19 protein-coding genes and 1 pseudogene are annotated in these 18169 nt (G+C 55.8%); 2 read left to right on the forward strand and 18 right to left on the reverse strand.

Features of this window, described 5'->3' with window-relative positions; translation table 11 throughout:
* Positions 1 to 2: 2 nt before the first annotated feature.
* The 12 genes from AC2FIT_RS19285 to AC2FIT_RS19340 form a co-directional block, all read right to left on the reverse strand.
* On the reverse strand, positions 3 to 734 hold the full coding sequence (locus AC2FIT_RS19285) for an ABC transporter ATP-binding protein (protein ID WP_496831633.1): 732 nt from the start codon (positions 732 to 734) through the stop codon (positions 3 to 5).
* Positions 731 to 1678: a branched-chain amino acid ABC transporter permease gene (locus tag AC2FIT_RS19290; RefSeq protein ID WP_496831635.1), complete on the reverse strand. Its 948-nt coding sequence runs from the start codon at positions 1676 to 1678 to the stop codon at positions 731 to 733. Before AC2FIT_RS19290 ends, AC2FIT_RS19285 begins: the two co-directional genes overlap by 4 nt.
* A gap of 2 nt (positions 1679 to 1680) precedes the next feature.
* Entirely contained in the window at positions 1681 to 2532 is an 852-nt protein-coding gene (locus tag AC2FIT_RS19295; RefSeq protein ID WP_068340275.1) for a branched-chain amino acid ABC transporter permease, read from the reverse strand.
* A 65-nt stretch (positions 2533 to 2597) separates the two neighbouring features.
* Positions 2598 to 3878: an ABC transporter substrate-binding protein gene (locus AC2FIT_RS19300; protein ID WP_082677552.1), complete on the reverse strand. Its 1281-nt coding sequence runs from the start codon at positions 3876 to 3878 to the stop codon at positions 2598 to 2600.
* Between the two features lie 96 nt (positions 3879 to 3974).
* On the reverse strand, positions 3975 to 4385 hold the full coding sequence (locus AC2FIT_RS19305; RefSeq protein WP_496831638.1) for a Rid family hydrolase: 411 nt from the start codon (positions 4383 to 4385) through the stop codon (positions 3975 to 3977).
* A complete protein-coding gene (locus AC2FIT_RS19310; protein ID WP_496831640.1) occupies positions 4382 to 5563 on the reverse strand; it encodes a malate dehydrogenase in 1182 nt (393 codons plus the stop codon). The genes AC2FIT_RS19305 and AC2FIT_RS19310 overlap by 4 nt, the downstream gene beginning before the upstream one ends.
* On the reverse strand, positions 5563 to 6186 hold the full coding sequence (locus AC2FIT_RS19315) for a BMC domain-containing protein (RefSeq protein ID WP_068340262.1): 624 nt from the start codon (positions 6184 to 6186) through the stop codon (positions 5563 to 5565). The genes AC2FIT_RS19310 and AC2FIT_RS19315 overlap by 1 nt, the downstream gene beginning before the upstream one ends.
* The gene (locus AC2FIT_RS19320) at positions 6183 to 7562 is read right to left on the reverse strand and encodes an aldehyde dehydrogenase family protein (protein WP_496831642.1); all 1380 of its coding nucleotides are present in this window, start codon (positions 7560 to 7562) and stop codon (positions 6183 to 6185) included. Before AC2FIT_RS19320 ends, AC2FIT_RS19315 begins: the two co-directional genes overlap by 4 nt.
* On the reverse strand, positions 7562 to 8746 hold the full coding sequence (locus tag AC2FIT_RS19325) for a hypothetical protein (protein ID WP_496831643.1): 1185 nt from the start codon (positions 8744 to 8746) through the stop codon (positions 7562 to 7564). Before AC2FIT_RS19325 ends, AC2FIT_RS19320 begins: the two co-directional genes overlap by 1 nt.
* 23 nt (positions 8747 to 8769) lie before the next feature.
* Entirely contained in the window at positions 8770 to 9078 is a 309-nt protein-coding gene (locus AC2FIT_RS19330) for a BMC domain-containing protein (protein WP_068340255.1), read from the reverse strand.
* A 43-nt stretch (positions 9079 to 9121) separates the two neighbouring features.
* On the reverse strand, positions 9122 to 9388 hold the full coding sequence (locus AC2FIT_RS19335) for a EutN/CcmL family microcompartment protein (RefSeq protein WP_496831645.1): 267 nt from the start codon (positions 9386 to 9388) through the stop codon (positions 9122 to 9124).
* Complete coding sequence (locus AC2FIT_RS19340; RefSeq protein WP_496831647.1) at positions 9388 to 10680, reverse strand: glutamine synthetase family protein; 1293 nt, start codon at positions 10678 to 10680, stop codon at positions 9388 to 9390. The genes AC2FIT_RS19335 and AC2FIT_RS19340 overlap by 1 nt, the downstream gene beginning before the upstream one ends.
* Positions 10681 to 10772: 92 nt before the next feature.
* On the opposite strand from AC2FIT_RS19340, the gene AC2FIT_RS19345 reads away from it, so the two are divergent.
* Positions 10773 to 11912, forward strand: coding sequence for an FAD-dependent oxidoreductase (locus AC2FIT_RS19345; RefSeq protein WP_496831649.1), 1140 nt, complete (start codon positions 10773 to 10775; stop codon positions 11910 to 11912).
* Here the strand turns inward: AC2FIT_RS19345 and AC2FIT_RS19350 are convergent.
* From AC2FIT_RS19350 to AC2FIT_RS19370, 5 genes are all read right to left on the reverse strand, one after another.
* Entirely contained in the window at positions 11909 to 12259 is a 351-nt protein-coding gene (locus AC2FIT_RS19350) for a hypothetical protein (RefSeq protein WP_496831650.1), read from the reverse strand. The two genes, AC2FIT_RS19345 and AC2FIT_RS19350, sit on opposite strands and share 4 nt — an antisense overlap.
* 91 nt (positions 12260 to 12350) lie before the next feature.
* On the reverse strand, positions 12351 to 13046 hold the full coding sequence (locus AC2FIT_RS19355) for a type 1 glutamine amidotransferase (protein ID WP_496831652.1): 696 nt from the start codon (positions 13044 to 13046) through the stop codon (positions 12351 to 12353).
* Positions 13043 to 14467: an FMN-binding glutamate synthase family protein gene (locus tag AC2FIT_RS19360; protein WP_496831654.1), complete on the reverse strand. Its 1425-nt coding sequence runs from the start codon at positions 14465 to 14467 to the stop codon at positions 13043 to 13045. The genes AC2FIT_RS19355 and AC2FIT_RS19360 overlap by 4 nt, the downstream gene beginning before the upstream one ends.
* Positions 14452 to 15165 carry a GltB/FmdC/FwdC-like GXGXG domain-containing protein gene (locus tag AC2FIT_RS19365; protein ID WP_082677567.1) on the reverse strand — a complete coding sequence of 238 codons (714 nt, stop codon included), beginning with the start codon at positions 15163 to 15165 and terminating at the stop codon, positions 14452 to 14454. Before AC2FIT_RS19365 ends, AC2FIT_RS19360 begins: the two co-directional genes overlap by 16 nt.
* On the reverse strand, positions 15162 to 16106 hold the full coding sequence (locus tag AC2FIT_RS19370; RefSeq protein ID WP_496831656.1) for a class II glutamine amidotransferase domain-containing protein: 945 nt from the start codon (positions 16104 to 16106) through the stop codon (positions 15162 to 15164). Before AC2FIT_RS19370 ends, AC2FIT_RS19365 begins: the two co-directional genes overlap by 4 nt.
* A 128-nt stretch (positions 16107 to 16234) precedes the next feature.
* Here AC2FIT_RS19370 and AC2FIT_RS19375 point away from each other — a divergent pair, with 128 nt between their 5' ends.
* Entirely contained in the window at positions 16235 to 16903 is a 669-nt protein-coding gene (locus AC2FIT_RS19375; protein WP_224889731.1) for a GntR family transcriptional regulator, read from the forward strand.
* Positions 16904 to 16978: 75 nt separating this feature from the next.
* Here the strand turns inward: AC2FIT_RS19375 and AC2FIT_RS19380 are convergent.
* Positions 16979 to 17674 (reverse strand): annotated as a pseudogene (locus AC2FIT_RS19380) (IS6 family transposase); the annotation flags it as partial.
* Positions 17675 to 18169: the final 495 nt, after the last annotated feature.

The following is an 18169-nucleotide window of genomic DNA, read 5'->3' on the forward strand; positions in this document are numbered from 1 at the left end:
CATCACACGCCCCCCAAATACGAGGCTTGAACCGCCTTGTCGTTCATGACCTCACTGAACGTGCCCTCTGCGATCATGGTGCCTCTTTCAATGGCGATCGCGCGATCAATCAAAGGTTCAAGCGCAGGCAAATCATGGCTGACAATCAGAAAGGTCATCCCATCTTTGCGCATGGACTGAATGAGATCGGAAATCTGAGCGATCTCACCGGTGGTAAGGCCTGCAAACACCTCATCCAACAACATCACCTTGGGCGCCGTCGCCATGGTTCGCGCCATCTCAAGCTTGCGCAGATCGCCCATCGCCAATTCAGTTGGCATACGGCCAAGGTCCGCCTTTAGGAAACCGACACTGAGCGCAAGTTCTCTTTCACGTCTGGTATCAGGGGGTGACACGATCATTTGCCAGATGTCGTCCGGCATCAGACCTACACGAATATTCTCAGCAACACTCATCTCACCAAACGGGCGCGGAATCTGATAAGTTCTGCTGACACCGGCCCGAATACGCTGAGGCGTTGACAACGTTGAGATTTCGTCCCCAAACAGTTCAATTGTGCCACTGTTTTGCCGCAGCTCACCCATGATCTGGCTGAATACGGTGGTCTTGCCCGCTCCGTTGGGGCCGATCAACCCCAAGGACTCTCCCTCTTTCAGTGAAAACGACAGATTATTTGTCGCGACCAACCCGCCAAAACGCTTTACCAGATTTGAGACCTGCAAGGCTGTGCTCATGCCGTTCGCCCCTTGTTCAAACTTTTGAAGCCACGTCGGACAAGTTCCACAAGACCTTTCGGCTGATACATGTAAAGGAGCAGCGCAATGGCACCGTATACAAAGTAACGCTCTGCACCGGGAAGAACGGGTCTTAAGTACTCTAGCAGGAAGGTCATGAAGAAAGCGCCAATCATTGGGCCAATAATGGTTGATGTTCCACCCAAAAGCGCAGCGACAATGATCGTGAACAAGAAATTGATATCAAACAGAGCACGCGGCGCGAGTGATCCCAAGTAGTGGACGTAGAATGCTCCGCCTAGCCCGGCGATCATTGCGCTTGCCAGAAAGGCAAATGCTTTCAGACGTGTAGTGCTCAGGCCCGAACCCCGAACACTTTCCTCATTCATGCCAATAGCGGACAACGCAGTGCCAAGCCGCGTTTTCATCAGCAACCACATACTGACAGCAATCGTCAGCATCAACGTAGTGGACAGGTAATACCCGTTCGCTGCACCGCGTGTAAGCGTTTGAATTCCAGACATACCCCGCGTTCCACCGGTCAGATCCGGACGAATAACTTGAACGAGCTGATAGAGCAGCTCCATGAAGGCTAGCGTGACCAAAGCGAAATAACTGCCTCGAATACGCAAGGCTGGCAACAAAACCAAAAGGCCCGCGATCATGGTAAACAGAACTGCCACGGGTATCGAGATTTCGACCGGAACATCGAACCGCTTGGTCAGGATTGCAGTGGTGTAGGCTCCGATACCGATCAGGAACGGGTGGCCAAAGCTTACATACCCTGTTCGACCCGATAGCACATCCCAACTGATGGCAAAGATCGCCAGATAGTTCGCAAAGATCATCGTTCGCAGTGTTCCGTTCGAAACAACCTGCGGCAACAGGAGCATTCCGACGATCAAACCGCCCCAGAGTGCAAAGTGAAACCAGCGCAGCCCCATCGTTACAACTCCTCGCGGCCAAACAGACCCTGCGGGCGCGTCACCAACACGCCGATGATCAACAACATAGTGAAGACACCGCGCAATTCTGGTGCAAGTGTCGCCACGACAATGACTTCAAGGAACCCGATAATGTGGGCCACCACCAGCGTTCCCAGGATCGAGCCGATGCCACCCACGATTACCACGGCCACCGAAATGATAAGTGGTGCTACCCACATAGATGGCGATAATTGCGTATAACTTGCAAAGAAGACGCCGCCGATCGCTCCCAAAGCGCCAGAGATACCCCACGTAATCAGGTTGATGCGATCAGGATCAATTCCCGAAATCGCTGCGCCCTTAGCATCCATCGACACGGCCTGCATCGCCCGTCCGGTATGTGTGAGCCGTACAAAGGCAAACAGCCCCAATAGGATTGCCCAGCTGATAAGGGTCGCGATCAGGATGTTATAAGTAACTGATGCCCCGGCCACGTTGATCACGCCCGGGACAATCGGCAAAAGAATTTTGCTGCTGTCTCCGAATACCAGAACGATCCCTGCCTGAATAACAACCGCGAGGATCAGCGTCGAAATCTCGACCGCCACATGATCGCCTTTGAGCGTTTTGACGATCAGGCGATATTTCAAGAAACCCATCAGTACACCAAGCACGGCCGCCACGGCGACGCCCAAGAGCTTTGGCATCCCAAGCGTCTGAGAAACCCAGAAGTACATGTAACCGCCGACCATCAAATATGCGCCATAAGCGAGATTCAGAACGCGCCCGATGCTGAAGATCAGCGTAAAACCCATAGCGATAAGCGCGTAGAGGCCACTGAGCAAAAGCCCCTGAATCAATATCTGTAACATGTCGGGATTCCTGGCTGCGGGCGCGCACCTGCGCGCGCCCGGTTCGGGCTATCTGGGCGAGCGGTCTACTGTTTTACCCAGCTGGGCAGCGTGAACTCACCCGTCGCGTATTTTTCGGGATACACAACAGCCGCAGTGCCATCCTCGTACCACTGAACCACGACCATTGACGGAGCTGCATCGTCAAACGGCTCGGACAGATCAAAGCGGATATTGTGCGGATAGGTGCGGCCCGTCACGGGCTCGACCTCATCATCGCCCCAGAAGGCGTAGCGCAGCCAAAGCTGGCCATCCATCTCCAAAACCAGATCCTGTTTCTTCATCGCGTCGGCCCAGCCTTCGACATTGTCGAAGCCTCCAGCCTCTTCTGCAGCAGCCATGGCCTGCTTCAGACCGTGATAGGCGTTGAAGCCGTTGAAATGCGGCAGCAATGGGCGGCTGTCATATTTGGCTTGATAGGTGTCCACAAAAGCCTGACTGGCCGGGTCCAGCTTGAACCCCACAGACGGGATAGGTGACAGGGTCGAGATGCCGCCACCGGCTCCGCCAGTGTCTTCCCAATACTCCATACCCAATGCGGATACGTTTACGCCCGTCATCGCCATTGGCACTTGCAGTTTGACATATTGCGATGAGACAACTTGCGAATTCACAGAAGATACCTGATAGATGAAGTCCGCCCCGGTGTCTTGTGCCCGGCTGAAAATTGGTGCGAAATCAACAGTCGCGACGTCATAGGTGATGATGTCCTTGACCTCGATCCCGGCAACCGGCGCAAGCGCTTCAGTAACCAGTCCGGTGATCGCCTCACCAAAAGCCGTGTCCTCGGCCAGAATGACGACCGAGTCCCAGCCCATCTTTTCCTTAAGAACATCCGCGCCGAAGTTTATGTAAAGCGTTGCCAGCGCCTCATCTGAGGCAATATTCATGAAATAGGGCGCCATACTTTCGGGGTCTTCGACCACCATGTCGATTATGCCAATATAGGATGTCCATGTGTCCAGCGTCGGAATTCTATATTCCTGCATCCTTGGCAGCCAACCTAGGGACACATCGTCAATCGAGCCTGAGATGATGAAATCGACCTCTTCGGTCTCGGCGAGGTATTCGTATGCGCGCACCCCTTCGGTTGGGTCCTGTCCGGTATCGGCTGAAACCAAAGTTATCTGCTGGCCCATCACGCCGCCATTGGCGTTCAACTCCTCAATCGCAACCTCGGCCCCCCGCAGGGTCGATAGGCCGGTATCCGAGGAAAGCGACCCGATAAATCCAACCTTAATTTCCGCCCCGGCCGCCGAGGCCATGAGCGCGATGCATGTCCCGCTGAGTAGCGCTGTCTTCATCATCACATTAGCTCCCTGTGTCTTATTATGCCTTTCTTGTATTCTGTATACAGTACACAAGACGCTTGTCCGATCAAATCCTTTCTTTGCAACTCATGTTCAGATTCCACTGATTTCGCCGTTTTCGTCGTGAATAACCGCGTCGACATCGATTTCTACCACCAAACCGGGCTGCGTCAGGCCCGCTTGAACAGCTGTCAGGACCGGATCAATGTCACGGAAGACAGTTCCATGAACGCGGGCGAACTTTCCTGCACTGGATATGTCTGTCAGATATGCCCGGACGCGTCCAACATGGCGCATCTCGGCTCCGACAGCTTTTAAAGCCTCTTCTATACGGGAAAGGATATAGCTTGTCTGGGCTTCAACATCTCCTGGCGCGTGAATGCGCCCGCTGGGCTCGATAGCTGTGGTCCCGGCGACCCAAACGAAGGGACCGATGCGTTTTGCGCGGGAATAAGACGCGACTTCCTCGAACCGTCCGCCTGATTTCCATATGCGGCGGGTCAAAGACCCAACCTCGACCGGATAGCATCAGCCGCCTCATGCAAGGCCGCTTGTTCTTGATCTGTCAGACGCAACTCCTCAACCTCAATCAACCCGGTGGACCCGAGATGGGCGGGAACGCCAAGTACCACACCGTCAATTCCATATTCACCCTGCAACATGACGGACACCGGAACAGGGCCGGTACGTGCACCCCGGATATGGTCAATCAATTCAATCGACGCATGCGCTGGAGCGATGGTTGCGGAACCTGACTTCTTAAGGGCAACGACCTGCCCCCCGCCCGTGACTGCGTCTTGAACACAGGCGTCGATCTGATCAGAAGACAGAAACACATCCAAAGCCCGGCCTTTTATTTTGGCCCGGCTGGATATTGGCGCCATTTCGTCTCCATGACTTCCAAGAGTAAAGGCTTCAATATCAGCGGGACCAACTCCAGCGGCCACGGCAAGGGCATTTCGAAAACGGCTGCTGTCCAACGTTCCAGCCATCCCAAGGACGCGTTCGCGGGGGAACGCAGTTGCACGCAGCATTTCAAAGGTCATTTCATCAAGCGGATTAGTGACAACAATGACGATAGCATTTGGAGCGGCCGACCGGATCGCCTCGGCGGCCTGACGGATTGCGCGCGCATTCACGTCGATCAGATCTGCTCGGCTCATACCAGGGCGGCGAGCAAGGCCTGCAGTTACGACAACCACCTCGGCCCCAGTCACAAGGTCTAGCGACTCGCCCCCTACGCACCGCGCACGTGCTCCGGTAATGCCTGTGGTGTGATTAAGGTCCAAGGCGGTTGCCGCGGCCATACCAGGTACGATGTCGATCAGAGCAATCTCATCCGCGATATCCTGCATGGCCGCCAGATGCGCCACATTACCACCGACCCCCCCTGCTCCGATCAGGGCAAGCTTGCCCAGCCTGCGCGCCTTACGTTTAGTGCGAACCGGAGCAACCCATTTGGGCGAGCGGCGATATAACACCCGCTGCATTGAAATCGCCGCATCCGTGCGCTGTGGTTGCTGCCTCTCCAGCGGGCCATCGACCAGTGTAATTCCGAGACGTTCAGCGGTTTCGCGGGCCAAGGCTGTCACGATATCATCAGGTAACACCTCTAAAACGATCCGACCACGACGGCGGGCATCTTCGACCGCTTCTGTACCTATGACACGCGGATCTGCCATCAACCGGCCTGTCCATCCACCGCCTCGACGGCGCTTGTCGCGGCCTCGACGGCGGTTTTGACCGAGTTTTCCGACCCGGAGATAAACAGCCTTCCAAACCGCCCCACAGCACGCACTTCGACGATGTCGATTTCTGCTGCCTTCTCAGCCTCATTCGCGGCGATTGAGATATATGCGGCCGGTGCACATTCCACGATCCCCAAAGTCTGACCCGGAACGATCAGCGCACCCTTCCGCCATTTGTTCAATAGCTGCGCCTGATAGGGCTCTACACTGGTTATGATTTGAGTGGAGCTTATCGCTGGCTTTAGGCGGTCAGACATCGTGGCCCCGAGTTCGGACAACATCGCATCCCGCGCGGCGGACACCTCGGCATTTGACGGAGACCGCAGGATGAAAAACCCGAACTCACGCTCTACCATCTGTGTCGTAGCCTCGACCGAGGACGCCTTGAGCGCCCGGTCGATAAGCGAAAACACCCCGTTGCCTGGCGCGAACTCTCCGATCAGAACTGTATCGCCGGACAAGGGCACCGAACCCTGAACCGTCGCCCCGTTATAGGCGGCGAATTTGGGTTGCAGGTTGTCGATCTGCATCAGCGCCCGGATCGTGATCTCGCTCATGCGCCATACTCCTCGTAAATGTCGCGCCAAGGTCTGCTTTCATAGGCGACCCGTTTGATGTTGATGAGATGTAGCGCCGTGACGTTGTCGGAAGTAATCGACCCCGACCACGTGCCCGTGCCCAGCATGAAAGATGGCTCAAGATCGGTGGAATAGCCCATTCCACCCATAATGCCCGGCGTATTTACCAGAACTCGCCCAGTGGGAACTGAGGCGAAACGGGCGACGACCTCGGGGTCATCCGAATGGATAACAGAGGAATGACCCCAACCTTCAAATTTGGCGATGGATTGCGCCAGTTTAATTCCATGATCTGTGGATTTCGCTTCATAGAACGCCAAAACAGGGTTTAGTTTTTCAGCAGATAGCGGGCGTTGCCAACCAACTTCACTCTCTTCCGACACAAGACACCGGGTGCGCGGCGGAATCGCAAATCCCGCCGCATCTGCGAGCGCTTGCGGGCTTTGCCCAACCTTGTCGGGATCCATAACCCGCACGCCTTTAAAGATCACCTTGGCAAGACGGTCCGCCTCGGCCGGAGTGCAGAAATAGGCACCTTTCAGTTTAAGTTCGTGGCGCAGATCACGTGCGATTTCCGGGTCGGCCACGACAGCCTGTTCGCTGACACAGGCCGTTCCATAGTCGAAACTTTTCGATGTCACGATCATCTCGGCCACTTCGGCCAGATCGCGTGCTTTCGACTTGTGCACATAGCAAGGCACGTTACCGGCACCGACTGCGAGCGTCGGTTTGCCACTGGAATATGCGGCTTTAACCATTGCCGGGCCACCAGTGGCCATCACAACCGACGTACGGCGATGTTTCATCAACTCAGCGGTGCCCTGAATTGTCACTGAATCGAGGCATTGAATCAGGCTTTTTGGAGCCCCCATCTGCTCGGCCACGCGCGCCATGATGCGCACGGTTTCGATCCCGCACTCAACGCCGCGCGGATGCGGTGCACACACAATTGCATTACCTGCCTTTACCGCCGAGAGCACCTTGTAGATGATTGTCGACGTTGGGTTCGTCACAGGGATAAGGGCTGCAACGACACCCATAGGCTCTCCAAAGGCGGCGATCTTCGTCGCATCATCTCGCCAGAGCATCCCCAGCGTTGTCACGTCTCTGAGGTAGTCCGCGACAGAAAGAGCATTGAACAGGTTCTTGACCCGTTTGTCCGGAACATTTCCGTAACCGGTTTCCTCGACCGCCATTTGCCCCAGCCGTTCGGCTTCCGGCTCGATAGCGCGCGCCATGGCGTCAACGATTGCGTCCACCTGCACCGGGTCAGTGCCCAGAAAAGCACGATAGGCCTCAAACGCGCTATCGGCAGCGCGCCTCGCAGAGGCAATCGATTTCAGATCTGCGTCCATTACGAAGCTCCGGTGACGATGGTGTCAAAGATACGGCGTGCCTGGTCGACGTCGCCCGCTGAAATACCAATAGTTTCAAGGCGCCGCCCGGCAGCAGCTATGTCAGCGCCCAGAATGCGATCAGACACGGTAATCAGACTGCTTGTCAGAGGGCTTGGAATACCCGCAAGCTCACCGGCAGACACAAGTGGAACAAGTGAACCCAACACCCCGTCACGCATCATGGAACGAGACCTTTGCTGATCTGGGATTGGACGTGCACCTGAACCCCGTTCCGAACCGGCGAACACGGATACCCAATGCTCAGTTTCAGGTAGTTTGCGTACACCGAAGGCAGCCGCAATGCGCCGCCGCTCGTCCGCAAGCCCCCGGACTACCTCTTTCTGGTCAGGCCCAATCAGCGATGCAAAAGTCTGGTTGTCCTCTAACGGAACGCCACCCATGGGAACATTTGGACCACCTGTGCCCATTGCAGACCCACCGAGGATCAAAGCCGGTATTTCAACGGCGGCTGAAAGATCGTTGAAGCCAGATGCCAAGACGGAGTCGACTTTTTGTAAGTTGGGAAGGTACGTGGACAAGGCTTGCAAGACCTCGTCACGTCCGCGTGGCAAAGTTGCCGCAGCCATCGGAGCCGCCAGCGAAAGTGTCAGCCCAGCGCCTTCGGACCGGAACCAATACGGTAGACCCTGAACCTCAACCAGCGTGACGTCCGCCACACAGCCTCCGATCCGCAAGAGCCAGGCCGTTTCAACAGCGCCCAGCGATCGGCCCGGCGCAAGAACTAAAACCTGCCCGTCGCTAAGGTGATCCGCAAGAACCATGGCGTAGGTGCGCTGTTTATGAATCGGACCGGTCAGAAAAATCACCTGCGCTCCGCTCACTGCCGCATCCAGTTCAGCGGTCGTGCGCACCGATGGCCCGTCCCGGTCAACCTGATAAGTCCCGACCGGCCCCTCACCCCGAAGCGAGATACCAGAGGATTGCGCCAGCAGCGACAGTTCAGCGCCATAGGCGGAAAACAAGGTGACCTCAGCCCCTTCCGCAAAACACAAAGCTGCCAATAACCGCGCATCTGCACCGCCACCCAGCACTGCAATCTGGTCGAGCTTGGGCAGTTCAGGCGCGCCCCGCGTCGCGCCACGCGTCGCTGCACGTGTGAATTCTTCGAATCCGGCTGACATAGCGTCTCCTAATAGCAGGCGGATTAGGCCGCAGTGCCAGCACCAAGTCCGTCGATGATGGCTTCAAGCTCATCATGCGGGCGCGCAATCACATGTACAGATACGACTTCTCCGACTTTGTTAGCAGCCGTGGCACCCGCATCGGTTGCCGCTTTGACCGCGCCAACCTCACCCCGTACGAGGGTCGTGACCAGACCTCCGCCAGCCTTGGTCTGACCGACAATCGAAACGCTGGCCGCTTTGACCATCGCATCCGCCGCTTCGATCGCGCCGACAAGTCCGCGAGTTTCGATCATCCCCAGGGCCATTTGCCCTGCCACTGGTTTCGCCATTTTCTGTTCCTCCAAAAAAATGTTGATGTGTGCTGTGTTTGGTTCAGGTCGTAGTCACGCGATCCACCACCGCAATGATTGCCAAATCGACCGGTGCGGTGGACAAACCGGCCGCCATGCGCGCCGCCGAGCCGTTGACAACAAGAACCATGTCACCAACTCCGGCGCCGCAAGTATCGACAGCAACCCGCGCCGGATCGACCACTTTGCCTTTGCTGTCCACCAAATCCGTCACCAGCAGTTTCGTACCCACCAGTCTTGCGTCTTTGGCTGTAGCGGTGACGGTTCCGGCAACCTTGCCCAAATGCATCAGAAAGTCCTCAGGTATCGGTCCAACTCAATCGGTGTGACCTGTTGATTGAAGAACTCAAGCTCGCGCTCGGCCTGTTGCAAAACCAGCTCCCACTGCATTTCGCCCATTACGTCACGCAGCCAATCCGATCCCCTCGCCAGTTCGATAGCAGTTGGCAAATCGGTAGGAATGGGATCGCCGATCCCTTCCTCGTAACCATTGCCGGTTGTCGGCTCTGTGGGCGTCATTCCTTGCTCGATCCCATCCAGCCCCGCCGCAATTTCAGCAGCCAGAAGAAGGTAGGGGTTCGCGTCCGCACCTGCATCACGCTTTTCGACGCGCACCGCGTTGTCAGACCCTTCTATCACCCGAATACCAACCGTACGGTTGTCGTGGCCCCAACTCGTATTGATTGGGCAGAACGTATAGGGCTGGCGACGTCGATAGCCATTTACCGTACCGCTGCCGCAAATTGCCGTTTCGCACATGCGCTGTTGCAGCCCGGCGATGAATGATCTGCCTACGCCATTGATCTTGCCGTTGTCAGCAAAGACATTCTTACCGTCTTTCCACAGTGAATAATGAGTGTGAAATCCATTGCCTGACTGTTCAAAGAACGGCTTAGGCATAAAGGTCGCCAGATACCCATGGGCGATCCCCAACTGGCGGATCAAAGACTTAAACAGGACAACTCGGTCGGCAGCTTGCAGAGCTTCCCCGTACCGGATATTCACCTCAACCTGGCCCGCGGCGTACTCAGGGTTCGATTGCTCAATGGGAATACCGCATTCATTGATCTGTTGACGGATTGGCCCGACAATGTGCTCCATCCGCGCTGCGCGACCAAGGCCGTAAACCTGAATTCCACTGTCACGAGGCTTCCCGGTTTCCGGATCCAGAAGATAGAACTCAAGCTCAGTGCCGACATTGACCTCGAACCCCATCTCGCGTGCCCGCTCAACCTGACGCACCAATGCTTGCCTTGGATCGATGGGAACCGGCTTATGGTCCATACCCTCTGCGCGCCCGAAACAAACAGCAACTCCCGGTTCCCACGGCACAGCAACGGGCTGGGTCATAGGGAAGACGTGCATATCGGGGTAACCGTTGTCGAAATTGACGTAAGGCGTATCCCAGACGTCGCATGTCATGTCGATTGCCATCAAAGCAATCGACAACGCATTGCCGCTTTCGCAGACGTGGTCCCAGTGGCTGGCCGGAATGCGCTTCCCGCGCATGATGCCGTTCAGGTCACCCACACCAAGAATGACGGTGTGCGTGCCCTTGGGCAAATCAAATCCCGAACTCATTGGTGCGCTCTCCCTGTTTTTTGGCTTTATAATTGCTGTATTCTGTATACAGTATTCACAAAGCCAATCGATAAACAAGGAAAATCTGCATCATGTCCAAGAGCTCGGTCATCGTTGTCGGAGGCGGCATCGTCGGCGTCATGACGGCGCTTACACTGCAACGACGCGGCGAGGCGGTGACTTTAATCGACCGCTGGGAGCCGGGACATTCCCGTGCGTCTTCAACGGATTACAACCGTGTAATCCGCGCGATTTCCGGGCGGGACGAATTTTATACGAGGTGGGCGCGCGAAAGCCGCCTGCGCTGGCTGGAATTGCAGGCCGAGAGCGGCCAGAACCTGATGTATGAGTGCGGTGCACTGATTCTGGCGACCGGTGGTCATTGTGATTGGGAAAACGCCACGACCGAGACCTTCGATCGTGTTGGCGTGCCCTACTACAAGTTCGGGCAGCAGGATATCGAAAGTCGGTTCCCTCAATTTCGCGTGCCTGACATCGAATACGCCCTGTTCGAGCCCGAAGCCGGAATGCTGATGGCACATCGCTGCGTCCTGACCGCGTTGGAGCTGTTTCGGCGTGCAGGCGGGATTGTGCAGCGCGGTCGCGTAACCACCGATGGATCAGAGCGCCCGATGCTGGATGGAAAACCGCTTGAGGCGGACCTTATCGTTGTTTCGACAGGCCCTTGGATGGCGGACATGTTCCCCAGAACGATCAAGCCGATATCGACGGTGGTTGGTGTAAACGTTCTGTACACCTCGACGCCCGAAGGATCCGAAGATTTCGACATGAGCCGGATGCCCTGTTGGATCGATCATGGCCAGGGTTCGTTTGGTCTACCCTCGTCCGAAGGTTCAGGCGTAAAAGCGGCTGTGGTCATTCCGGACAAAATCGATTTGGATAACGACGAACGGCTGATCCGTCAGGAAACGTTGGGCCGCACTCGGAGTTATATCCGACACCGGCTCCCGGGCCTTGAGGGTCAAAGAGTTGTGGATTCAAAATTCAACCAGATCATCCTGACACCAGACACGCATTTCATTGTAGACTGGCACCCCGAGCACGAAAACGTGTTGTTTGCTGGCGGCTGTTCAGGGCATCTGTTCAAGCACGCACCGGTCTTTGCCGAGTTTGCTGCAGGGGTTGGAATGAATGACTTCGGAACGGCTGATCGCTTCAAGATCACCGGTCGCAGAAAGCTAAGTGCAAAAGAAAGCCCAAGTGGGCGTTAAACTTCTGAAAGCGCCGCATACAGCCCCGAGTTCGGGCATTTCTCTTGCGGCAGGCGGTCACCTGATCTGATTGCGTCGCGGCAGGTCTTTGCCTGACGGCAATGCCCACACTTTTCCGCCAACTCCAGGCTAAGCTCGGGATGTGCGTCAAGATCGTCTTCTGTCAGACCAAATTGACGGGCCATTGACAGAATGCGCTCCCGTGCATTTGGCACACCAGACCGAAGCATGATAAAATCTGCTTTGGAAAGGCCAAGATCCGATAACTCTAGGTCGCTGATACGCCGTTCACGCGGAACCCCGAAAATACGCGCCATCCGCTCAATGAAGCCCTTGTACTCTGTCATCCCGAGCCCTCTCGATTTACTTCGTATACAGTATACACGAAAACGATCAGGTGAACTTGATCAGGATCAAGAGCCTTTTTTCGAAAGCTTATCACTCCGGGACGTAGGTACCGCGAAACAATTCCACCGCCTGAAACGCTGCAAGATCGTCTGAGACCTTTGCAGAGCTGACCGACGACATCCCTGCATCCGCTTCAGCTGGTGACAACAATTCCCCTCGCCCCCTAGTGAACAAATCACGCAAATGATCCTCCCTGTATTCGGGATGAAACTGAACTGAGCGCGCGGGAAAGTCGTAATCCAAAGCGCCCACGGGGCAGTGGCTTGCTGAACCCGCCACCCGGGCCGAACTGGGAACCCGTGTCACCTGATCCTGATGCCAGACAAAAGCGTCAACGTTGTCACCGCCAAAGTTGAAGTGTCGGGCGCCAACGACTTTGCCCACCTCGGCCTTCTCGGCCCGCCCGCCATAGACGTCAGCCATTATTTGGTGCCCGAAACAAATTCCAAATACCGCTTTGCGAGTCTCTCGACAGCGTTCAAGGAACGTACGCAGCGGCTGCATCCATTGCGTGACGTCATAAACGCCAAACTCTGATCCGCCGACAATAATACCGTCGAAATCATTGTCGTTGGGGAGCGGTTCTCCATCAACGACTCCTACCACATCAAAAACAGCCTCCGGCAGATGCGGCGCGATCCACGCTTGAATCTGCTGCGCGGTTCGCGGCATTCCGTCCAGCAGTGGCAGCGGGTGGCTGGTCAGTTCAAGAACTGTAATCCTCACCAGTCGAAGGCCCTATCAATTCCGGCCATTTTCACGCCTGTGAAGGCCGACGCTTGAAAGCTAAGGGCGCGCAGGTCTTCGGTTTCCAGGTTGTGAACAGACGACTTGCCACAGGCCTTAGCCAGCGCCGTAATCTCCATCGTCATGGCAGTCAAATAGCGCGCAATTCGCTCTGCCCCTGCACGCGGGTTCATCCGTGATTCCAGCTCCTCATCCTGGGTCGCAATGCCAACCGGGCAACGACCTGTGTGGCAATGATGGCAGGCGCCGGGGGATGTTCCCAAGGCCGCGTAATCCTCCAAGTACCGCGGGCTGTTGCACCCCAGAGCAACCATGGCCGCGTTGCCGATCATGACTGCATCGGCGCCAAGTGCCAGGCATTTCGCAGCATCTACACCAGATCGAATGCCACCGGCAGCCACAAGGGAAACCTTTCCGGTCATGCCACATTCATCCAATGCTTCGCGCGCTGCACGAATGGCGCTCATCGTTGGGATACCGGTATGGTTCAACAATAGTTCCGGAGACGCTCCTGTGCCGCCCTCAGCACCATCGACGACCACGACATCCGCGCCGGCTTTGGCTGCAACCGCCACGTCAAATCGGGGCCGTGTCGCACCCATTTTGATAAAGATCGGCACCTGATAATTGGTGGCAATGCGCAATTCCTCAATCTTGACCGAAAGATCGTCAGCCCCGAGGAAATCGGGATGGCGGATCGTCGAACGCTGATCGACGCCTTCCGGCAAAGTCCGCATCTGGCTGACCCGCGGGCTGACCTTCATGCCCAGCAGTAGCCCTCCGGTACCTGGCTTCGCCCCCTGCCCTACAACAAGTTCCAGCGCATCAGCGCGGCGCAAGTGATCAAGATCCACGCCATACCGGGCGGGTGACATCTGATAGAGCAGGCGTTGAGAGGCTTCGCGCTCTTCCTCTAACATGCCACCCTCACCCGTGCAGGTCATGGTGCCCACCTTGGAAGCACCATAGCCCAGCGACGCCTTCGCCGACGCTGACAAGGCGCCAAAGGACATCGAGGCGATATAAATCGGGATTTTCAGTTCCAGCGGACGTTCAACCAATCCGCGCCCACCGCCTAGAACGGTCGTCGTGTCACAGCTCTCGCGATACCCTTCCAGTGGAAGACGCGTCATTGTGGCGGGCACGAATGTCAGGTCATCAAATGTCGGCAATTGCTTATTGAACGTATTGTACCCGCGCACCTGATAGCGCCCGAGCTGCGCCAGAGCGTGAACTTCCGAGATCGCTTCGGGCGTCCAGCGGGTCGAGCCTCCCTCATCATAAGAGGATGGAACACCGGCCGGGCGGCCATCAACCGCACCGGCATCCCGGAATCTGATCTCCTCTTCCGATGCGACGTCGAACGGATATTCGTAAGGTTTACTCAGATCATGAGCCATGCGCTTGCGTCCCTGCTTTCAAAATACCAAAGACGCTGGCCCGAAACCATTTTGCGCCAATTTCGCGAACTGTCGACCAACCCAAGCGGTTCGAGGATCGCATCTACCTCGGCCACTTCTTCGGCAGTCGGTTCGATCACGTCGACATCCACGCCCAGACTGTCAACTTCTCCGGCAACCCAGACCTCACCTTCCCAAAGTGCGTCAGCACAGGATTCCCCTGCCCCACCAAGCGCTATAATCCGACCGGAATGGGCCATGAAGCCGGACTGATATCCGATCTTGCCCTCGACAACGATGTTTCCACCCTTCATCGCAACGCCGACCCTTGGCCCGGCATCACCTTTGACGTGGATCGTGCCACCGATCATGGCGGCCCCGCAGGACATGCCAGCATAACCACCCACGGTTATATGCCCCTTGGCCATACCCTCACCAACAGCCCAGCCACAGTTGCGTTCGATTGAAATGTTCGCACCAGTATTGAGACCGCCGCAGTAATAGCCGACGGACCCTTCGAATGTTATATCCACGTTGTCTGGAAGACCCACCCCAAGGTTATGGCGCGACAGCGTGTTTACGACACGGATTGGCCGACCAGTGGCACACGCATCCATAATGTCCCGGTTCACCTCGCGGATATGTCGCTTGCCGACTTCGATGACGATCTCGTCCATCCTTTCTGCCACCTCGCTCATGCCGCCATGCTCCGGTTTCCAACACCCCAGATGCCCGTTAATGATGGTCCGTCATAGTTGATTACATCGCATTCTTCGGTCATCACGCGCCGGACCGCTTGTTCCTCGGTCGCTGCGGCCAGATCACCATTGCGATTGACAACGACCAGAGGCTTCATGGCAAATCGGTCTTTGGCAAAACCGATACCGTTTTGTGTCGCGATCATGTAGGTGAATACGCCGTCGATCGAGGTGATAGATTTTTTGAGCGCCTGCTCCATCGTCAACCCCGCCTTCATCTGGTCACTGACCCACACGGCAATCAACTCACTGTCATTTTCGGTCAGGAACCGATAGCCCATCCTGGTCAGCCTATCGCGCCAGGTGAAGTAGTCGGTGATCTGCCCGTTGTGAACAATAGCGACATCCGAAAACGGACGCGCCCAGAACGGGTGTGATGCGTTGGGCAGAACTGAGCTTTCTGTGGCCAGCCGTGCATGCCCCAGCCCGTGCGTTCCGATTAAATCGCGCACACCGTGCTTTTCGGCCACGGCCTCAGCGCCACCGATATCCTTGATGATCTCAAGGCTGCGACCACAAGATTGTATTTCAATTCGATCCGTCAGTTCATCAGCATCTGCGACCCACGCTTTCAAATTTGCTGGATCCGAAATCTCCATCCGAAAGCAGTAATGAGGGTTATCATCCGCGACGATTGCCGGATCGGATAGAAAACTGCTTCCGTGCTCACGCAGTGTGGCCTCAAACTTGATCAGATCCGCATCTTGTTGGGATTTGTCAAAGCCCATTCCTCGCAATACATACCCGGTTTCCCGCGGCAAGCCATAAACAGCAAACCCAGTGCTGTCGGCACCTCGATGTTCCTGCGCGTCCATCAGGTCAACTAGGTCCGCCCCAACCTTACCGGGCGCGGCCAGTATTCTGCCAGCAATTCCACACATAAAGGACTCCCTGTTCATTCATGCTTGTATACTGTATACAGTACACGGACAATAGCAACCCTATTCGCCTTGGCACCCGCTGCATTTTTGAATACAGAATTCAGAAAGAACAGAAAGAGAGGCTTCGAGTGGCTCTAAAGCAGATCAAAACACAACGTAGGCGCCTTGCGGACGAGGTCTATGACCAGTTGGTCGAAGCCATCATGAGTCGCGAGATCACCGGCGAGGATCGGCTCGTGCAGGAGAAACTTGCGGCCGAGTTGAACATCAGCCGGACACCGGTACGCGAGGCGCTCATGCGGTTGGAAACCGAAGGCGTGTTGGAAGTTGCCGCAAGTGGCGGATTTCGACTGGCTCGCATGGATCAGACCGAAGTTCGGCAATTGTATCAGGCACGTGCTGCGATCGAAGGCCAAGCTGCTCGAATTCTTGCTGTTCACGCAGAACCGGAAGTCCTTGATCGACTGCGCGACTTAATTCGTCGCGAAGAAGATCTAATCCAACCAACAACCCGCGACTATTTCATCGCTAATCGCCGCATCCACCGCGCGTTCATGGTCGAAGCGGGCAACAAATTTCTTATCGACATGTTCGATATGATCTGGGGCAAAGCAATGGCGTTCCATCTGTTTTCAGCTATTGAAAATGTGGATATCTCCAAGTCCCTCGGAAACCATCTTGCACTCGTTGATGCAATTGCGACCGGTGATGTAACCGAAGCTCTTGAGACGTTCACCAGTCACATTCAAGAGGGTTTCGACCTGCAGATCGAAGGTCTGAAGGAGATGGCTGATTGACAGGTGGTGCCAGACCAATTCGAACTCGTCTACGTATGGACAGTATGGCTGCCCATTTTTCCGCACCCAGACCGCGTATTCAGCAAAAGCAGCGGCGCGGTTCAGCTTGGACTCTGATCTGGAGTAGAGACTGCGTTCCGAATTGAAGAGGTTGTAGGTTGAGGCGTGGACAGATGCGAATTTCTGTTAACTTCGCATTCGCCGGAAGCAGGAGATGAGAGTATTCGGCGCGATTGTTTCACCAACGGGTACTGTCAGACAAATTCGAACCAGTCTCAGCTAGGCCAGTATAGCTGCCCTTTATGCCGCACCGAGTTCTCTGAACGCAACCCGATATGACGCGAAGCGATCCGTGACAACTTCATCCGCAGCCCGGTGTCGCTTCATCAGTTTCTTGAGGAATTTCAATGCCGCCTTCTTGTTTCGACGCTTGGTAACAACGGCTTCGAGCACCTCGCCCTCGTGATCAACGGCGCGCCACAGGTAGTGCCGCTTGCCGTTCACCTTTACGAAGACCTCATCCACATGCCACTTCGATTTTGAGTATGCCCGCAATTTCTGGACCCGCTTCCACCGGATCTCCGATGCGAACATTGGACCAAAACGGTTCCAACGGCACCGAACGGCTTCATGACTTACTTCAACCCCTCACTCATGCAGCAGATCTTCCACATTTCGAAGTGAAAGAGGAAACCGAACGTATAGCATCACTGCCAGACGAATGACCTCAGGACTGCTTATAAAGTACTTGAAAGGCAATCTTCTATTCATGTGCCGAAGCGACGAAAGGCCCCTGCCCGCCTCAACCCAAGTTCTTCTGACAAAACCCAGCAGATAACCTTGCGGCAAGTCGATGTGGCACCGATCATCGTCCGAGAGAATTGGCTTAGGGACAGCTAAACGCCACACGCGGTCCTCCGAGTCCTTCCTTAGGATGTCCGCGACCTCGGCATTCTACCCGTTTGTCCAGACCGCAGCATTGGTCAGAGTGGGCTCGACGCAGACTTTCAGCGAGTTCCGCACTATGTCTGTTTCCCGGGACGAAGCAGTCACACAACAATGATCGAAATGAGTTTAACCGCACTTCGCACAATTTGAACGCGAAGGGCGGGGGAAAGTTAGGGCTATTCCATACCTAGGGCTTCGCCACAAGCTTGCCGCTTGCGCCAAGTGTCGCCCATCCCTTGCTGCATTGCTGGCGGAAGCAGATCGACGGGAACAATCAAGTCACGATCCCCTGTCGGCCAATCGGTCAGGAGTTCGGGT

It is taken from the genome of Ruegeria sp. YTSA135 (assembly GCF_059610165.1).